This is a genomic window from Cupriavidus sp. 01L46, from assembly GCF_056399905.1.
Map to the genome: position 1 here is coordinate 1 of NZ_JBFTSF010000361.1, position 5767 is coordinate 5767.

6 protein-coding genes are annotated in these 5767 nt (G+C 62.4%); 3 read left to right on the forward strand and 3 right to left on the reverse strand.

What is annotated here, in order from left to right:
* Positions 1 to 268: 268 nt before the first annotated feature.
* A complete protein-coding gene (locus tag AC1DS3_RS34230; protein WP_441631510.1) occupies positions 269 to 475 on the forward strand; it encodes a hypothetical protein in 207 nt (68 codons plus the stop codon).
* 26 nt (positions 476 to 501) lie between these two features.
* On the opposite strand, the gene AC1DS3_RS34235 is transcribed toward AC1DS3_RS34230, so the two are convergent.
* Positions 502 to 759 (reverse strand): hypothetical protein, encoded by a 258-nt coding sequence (locus tag AC1DS3_RS34235; protein ID WP_441631508.1) that lies wholly within the window; start codon positions 757 to 759, stop codon positions 502 to 504.
* Between the two features lie 203 nt (positions 760 to 962).
* Here AC1DS3_RS34235 and AC1DS3_RS34240 point away from each other — a divergent pair, with 203 nt between their 5' ends.
* Entirely contained in the window at positions 963 to 1940 is a 978-nt protein-coding gene (locus tag AC1DS3_RS34240; protein WP_441631507.1) for a tripartite tricarboxylate transporter substrate binding protein, read from the forward strand.
* Positions 1941 to 1970: 30 nt separating this feature from the next.
* Here AC1DS3_RS34240 and AC1DS3_RS34245 read toward each other — a convergent pair whose 3' ends face one another.
* Positions 1971 to 2909 (reverse strand): alpha/beta fold hydrolase, encoded by a 939-nt coding sequence (locus AC1DS3_RS34245; protein WP_441631505.1) that lies wholly within the window; start codon positions 2907 to 2909, stop codon positions 1971 to 1973.
* Positions 2910 to 2988: 79 nt separating this feature from the next.
* Positions 2989 to 4560, reverse strand: coding sequence for a flavin-containing monooxygenase (locus AC1DS3_RS34250; protein ID WP_477128920.1), 1572 nt, complete (start codon positions 4558 to 4560; stop codon positions 2989 to 2991).
* 192 nt (positions 4561 to 4752) lie between these two features.
* Between AC1DS3_RS34250 and AC1DS3_RS34255 the strand changes: the two genes are divergently transcribed.
* Positions 4753 to 5403: a TetR/AcrR family transcriptional regulator gene (locus tag AC1DS3_RS34255; protein WP_441631501.1), complete on the forward strand. Its 651-nt coding sequence runs from the start codon at positions 4753 to 4755 to the stop codon at positions 5401 to 5403.
* The last annotated feature ends 364 nt before the right edge of the window (positions 5404 to 5767 follow it).

The following is a 5767-nucleotide window of genomic DNA, read 5'->3' on the forward strand; positions in this document are numbered from 1 at the left end:
GCTGATTGCAGTGAGCAATCTGTTCGCGCTGCTGGCGGTAGCGTGCGTGGGCGTGGCGCTGATCGCCGTGGCGCAGCGCGCGCTGCGCTAAGTCGCGTCAAAGAAGGGACCGGAGGACTTGGCGGCGCACGGAATTGCGATGTAGATATGGATGCCGGACCGGCAGAAATCCCCCGAAGTGGCGGGATTGTGAGCGAACGAATGGGTTCTACAATGCGGCTGCGCGGGGCATATGCTTCGCCAGGCGAGCCGCACAGGAAGCACATCCATGACGCTTTATCTACTCGGATTCCTATTCTTCGAGGCCTTGTGGTTCTTCCCGTTCAGGAAGGTATTCAAGGCTGCCCATTTTGGTCCGCTCTACGCGTATCTGGCGCTGCTGCCGTTCATCGGGCCGCTGCTGTGCATCTGGATTCTCGCCTCACGCCCATGGCCACTGAAATCCAAGCTGGTCCGCACGTTCTCGCAGGTGTAGTGCGTGCGGCGGGCCGCTTGAACTAATCAGAAATCGTGGTCCCCCAGCATGACGGGGTTAATAGACGGGTCCGCAGACCACTTCTGCAAGGCCACTTCCTGGATGCGGTCGAGATTACGCTCGAAAATATCCAGGTGGCTGCCAATCTGGCCCTGGGCCAGTTCATCCAGCGCCGAGCGCGAAACAAAGCCGCTGCTGTCCACGCCGTTTGCCACAATGGAAAAACCGATTTGCTCGCCATCGTCGGACGGGGCCGGATTGCGTATCAGGAAGGCTGTCGACATCGTTAGCTCACGTTGATTCAGAGGGCGGATCGTAGCATGAGCGACTCCGCGCGATCGAGATGCACGATCAGCGTCATGCATGCCGTCATGGGAAGGGTATCGCCCGATTCCATGACCATCCCATCTTCCATGAGTRTCTTCCTTGCGCACTAAAGAGCACCTGAAGTGCCGCTGAACGTGTATCACCGCCAGGAGACAAAAACATGGATCGTCGTCATTTCCTTACCACTGCGGTTGCAGCCGCCGCGCTCGGCGCAGCCCCCGCCTTTGCCAATGGCTGGCCAAGCCGCCCACTGCGGCTGGTCGTGGCCTACCCTGCTGGCGGCGGCACCGATGTGGTCGCCAGGCTGTTCGCGGACTTCCTTGGCAAGGCCCTTGGCCAATCGGTCGTGGTCGAGAACAAGCCGGGCGGCGCGACGATTCCCGCTACGCTCGACGTGATCCGCGCCAAGCCGGATGGCCACACACTGCTGATGACGCTCGGCTCCTCGGCCACTTCGGGTGCCCATATCAACAAGGTACCCTACGACCCGCTCACTGACCTGACCGCGCTGGCCGAAGCCGCACGGGCGCCCGTCTTACTGGTCGCCACCAGGAACGCGCCCTTCTCCACGCTGGCGGAGATGATCGCCTACTCCAAGAGCGCGAAGTCGCCGCTGCATTCGGCCTCGTATGGTCCGGGCACATCGTCGCACTTTGGCCCCCTACTGCTGAACAAGCTATCTGGCAGCCGGCTCGAACCGGTGTTGTACAAGGGTTCGGCTCCTGCCACGCAAGACCTGGTGGGTGGCGTAGTGCCGGTAATGATCGACGGGCTGACCACCGCCGTGCCGCTCTATCAGTCGGGCAAGACCAAGGCGCTGGCCATCACCACGCCGGAACGCTCCGACATGGCGCCGGGCGTTGCCTCGTTCCGTGAACTGGGGTTTCCGGGCATGGAGCAATTGAGCGGCTACTTCGCGCTGTTCGGCCCCAAGGCCATGCCGGCGGACGTGGTTGGCGCGGTCTCGGCGGCGATCCAGAAGGTGCTCGCCGACCCGGCCTATCACAAGCGGCTGTTCGCGGTCGGCGTGCTGCCGCCGCAGGCCATCACGCCGCCTGCCTTCGCCGCGCAGGTCAAGGCGGACTACCTGCGCTGGGGCGAGTTCATCAAGGAGATCGGCTTCACCATCGACGCTTGACCGGCAGCACGGCGACCGGCGCGCGCCGCGTCAGAGCCGCGCGGCAGCCGCCGTGAGCCAGGCCGCGGTCTGGTCGGGAATTGTGATCGGCAGCATGTGGCCGCCAGGGACAAGTTCGAGATCCAGCGCCGGCAGCTTGTCCTTCATCGCCTTGCCCTGCGCCTGCCAGTCGAGCACGGCATCCTCGGTCCCGTACAGGATGCTGATCGGCAAGGCCAGCGAGGCATAACGCTGCGCCATGGATGGCAGGTCCTCCTCCACGCTGACCATATCCGTCGAAGTGGCATAGAAGCTGCGCGGCCTCAGGCTGAGAAGGCCGCCGCCTGCGATGCCGAAGTCCTGCGGCAGCCGGTCGGGGCTGAAGATCAGTTCGACCATGGCCTTGCCGCGCAAGATAGACCGTGGGATCGCCCACGTCCATGCGATCACGCGGCGCATGGTGGCCGAGGAAATCGACAGCGTACGGAACATGGGCGGCACGCCCTCCACCGGATGCGTCAGCGGAGCAATCAACGCCAGCCCGCCGACCGTGCCGGGGTGATCGAGCGCAACGCCAAGCGCCACCGCCCCACCCAGGGAGTGCCCGACCAACAGCGGATTCTGCAGGTCTAGCGCACGGATGAACTTGGCCACGACCGCGCTCTGCACGCTCAGGCGGGCCGACATCGCCGGTGGCCGCGTCGAATGGCCCGAGCCGGGCCGGTCGACCAGGATCACGCGGAACCGGCCGGTCAGCTTTTCAAGCAGCGCATAGGAAAAATTGCCGGTCTGCCCCCCCAGCCCGTGAACCATCACGATAGCCGGGCCCTCGCCCTTGTCGATGTAATGAAGGCGGGCGCCATCGATCTCGATAAACTTCCCCTTGGGCGGCAGCGCATTTTCCACCTTGCGCGCAATCAGGCCGGAGAATGCCACCAAGCCAAGCAGAACGACGGCGCCCACGGCGACGCAGGCAATCAATATGGTCATTGTGTATATACCTTCACCGTTGAAATTCAACCTTGACGTTCAACCTTGACGTTCAACCTTGACGTTCAAGCATTATCTGTCAGCCATCCACCGAGGCAGCCGTGCCCGCACGGCCGAAGGCCATCTCGCTGCCTTCCACCTTGCCGAACTTCAGGGCCATCAGGTCGAACAGGTAGTTCTGATGCACCTTCCACGGCCGCCTGGAGCCTTGCTTGGGCAAGATGTTGCTGGCCCGCTGGACATAGCCGGAGCTCAGCGAGAGCGAAGGCTCCTCATCGGATGCCTGATCCGTGCGGCGCGGCGCGCACCAGGCATGGCCCTTCGCGTCCATGTGATTGATCAGGCGGCACACGTAGGTCGACGAGAGCTCGGCCTTTAGCGTCCAGGAGGCGTTGACATAGCCCATGGCCACCGCCAGGTTCGGCATGTCGCTATACATCATGCCCTTGTACATGAAGGCCTGCGCCGGGTTCATTGGGGTGCCGTCCACCTCGAGCTTCATCCCCCCGGCCACCTTCAACTGAAGCCCGGTAGCCGTGATGATGACATCCGCGTCGAGCCGCTCGCCAGAGCGCAGCAGCAGGCCGGCCTCGGTGAACGACTCGATCTGGTCGGTGACTACCGAAGCCTTGCCTGAGCGGATGGACTTGAACAGATCCGAGTCAGGCACCAGGCAGAGCCGCTGGTCCCATGGCTTGTAAGACGGCGTGAAATGCTTGTCGATATCGTAGTCCGGACCGAGTTGCGCGCGCACCCCCTTGAGGATCTTGCTCTTGACCAGGTCTGGCTTCTTGCGCGAGAGATTGTAGAAGTACATGCCCAGGAGCACGTTCTTCCAGCGCGTGACGCGATGCGCCATGGATGCCGGCAGCCGCCGCTGCAACCATGCGGAGACAGCATCGCTGGACGGGCGCGCCACGATGTACGTTGGCGAGCGCTGCAGCATGGTCACGTGGGCCGCCCGCTCGGCCATCGCCGGCAGCAGCGTGACGGCCGTGGCCCCGCTGCCGATCACGACCACGCGCTTGCCGTCGTACACCAGGTCCGCCGGCCAGTGCTGGGGGTGCACCACACGGCCATTGAAGCGCTCCATGCCCGGCCACCCGGGCATATAGCCGTCCGCATAATCGTAGTAGCCGCTGCACAGGTAGAGAAAACTGCAGGTAAAACGGGCAGGCGTGCCTTGCGGGCCTACCGTGGCATCGACCGTCCACMTTGCGGTCTCGGACGACCACGACGCACGCAATACGCGATGGCCAAAGCGGATGTGCCGCTCGATGCCGAATTCCTTCGCCGTGCCACGGATGTACTCAAGGATCGAGTCACCATCGGCAATGGATTTTTCGCTTCGCCATGGGCGGAAGCTGAAACCCAGGGTGTACATGTCCGAATCGGACCGCACGCCGGGGTAGCGAAACAGGTCCCATGTGCCACCGATGGCGTCGCGCCCTTCCAGGATCGCGTAGGTCTTGCCCGGGCAACTGGTCTGCAGATGGTAGCCAGCGCAGATGCCGGAAAGCCCCGCCCCGACTACCAGCACATCGACGTGCTGCGCCGCTGCCTGCCCTGGTGCCTGCTCGTCCTGGCGCTCCGGCTCCGCCGTGCCGGCGTGAACATCGGGATGCGAGTGCTTCGCATTGCCTGATAGCATCGATCGTCTCCTGTTGGCCAAACCGAGCCGGCGCTTGTCGCGCCGAATTCTCACGGTGCGTCCGTGCTGTATTCAGACTAGACTAGGGTGTTCACCCTAATTAATCAACCGAGATTGCCAAAACTAGGGCTTACCCCTAACCATCTGCCGTGCAAACATGCAGATAACGGAATATGCAGGGAGTTATCAACCATGACGGTGCAAGTCGCGCCAGCCCGGCGCCCCAAAACGCGCGAGCGCATCCTTGACGCTTGCCTGAGCCTGTTCAACGAGCGCGGGCCAGTCGTCGTGACCACCGCGGAGATCGCCTCGGCGGTCGGCATACAGGAAGGGAATCTCTACTATCACTTTCACCGCAAGGAGCAAATCCTCGAGGCCCTGTTCGACAGCTTCGAGCGGGCGCTGCGCGACACCTCGGTCGCGGATCTGGCGCAAGGCGACGCACCCAACCGTTTCGCAGGCTACCTGAGCGGCTGGTTCAACCTGATGTGGGAGTGGCGCTTCTTCTATCGCGATGCGGCGTCCATCTACGGCCTGGCGCCAACGCTGAGGTTGCGCACCGAGGCGCTTGCCAACGACGGACAGCACCATGTCCGTCGCGTGTTCGGCGCCATGCAAGCGCAAGGATTGCTGCGCGCCACGCCCGAGCAGCTTGACCACTTGGTCGTCAACACGTGGATCGTATCGACCTATTGGATCGACTACCTGCGGTCCCGGCACGGCATCGATGCCATCAAGCGCGAGCACATCAATTGGGGCGCGTCGCAGCTCATGAGCCTGTTCTCGCCCTTCCTCACGCAGGTCGGCATCGGCTTGCTGAATATCCAGCCAAGCGAAGGCTGACGCAAGGCGCCGCGACCTCGAGAGGCGGCCCTCCACCGCCCTCTAATTGCCAACTCCGGCATGCCATGCCATTAAAGGCATGTAGAAGTMAATAAGGCAATTATCAATTTTTCTAAAAAAAGCCACTAAAGTCATTTTTGCTGTTTTTCTACAGTAGAATCCCGGCCTTGCGAGCGCGCGAGTCCTAAGACATTTCGGATTGAGTCCCAAGACATTTCCGAATACCCGCCAATGTTCATGGGCCGGCGCGTTCGCTTGAATGCGCGGCACCTTGCATCTCTCGCTGCCCTCCTTTCATTTTTGACTCTGCCCATGCAAGCTTTCCGACTTGTCGTTTTGCTGTTTACTGCCCTCGCGGCTACCC

What these genes read in the sequence shown, in the direction of transcription:
- AC1DS3_RS34230 (WP_441631510.1), top strand. Translation starts at nt 269, where the DNA reads ATGACGCTTTATCTACTCGGATTCCTATTCTTCGAGGCCTTGTGGTTC.
- AC1DS3_RS34235 (WP_441631508.1), bottom strand. Translation starts at nt 759, where the DNA reads ATGTCGACAGCCTTCCTGATACGCAATCCGGCCCCGTCCGACGATGGC.
- AC1DS3_RS34240 (WP_441631507.1), top strand. Translation starts at nt 963, where the DNA reads ATGGATCGTCGTCATTTCCTTACCACTGCGGTTGCAGCCGCCGCGCTC.
- AC1DS3_RS34245 (WP_441631505.1), bottom strand. Translation starts at nt 2,909, where the DNA reads ATGACCATATTGATTGCCTGCGTCGCCGTGGGCGCCGTCGTTCTGCTT.
- AC1DS3_RS34255 (WP_441631501.1), top strand. Translation starts at nt 4,753, where the DNA reads ATGACGGTGCAAGTCGCGCCAGCCCGGCGCCCCAAAACGCGCGAGCGC.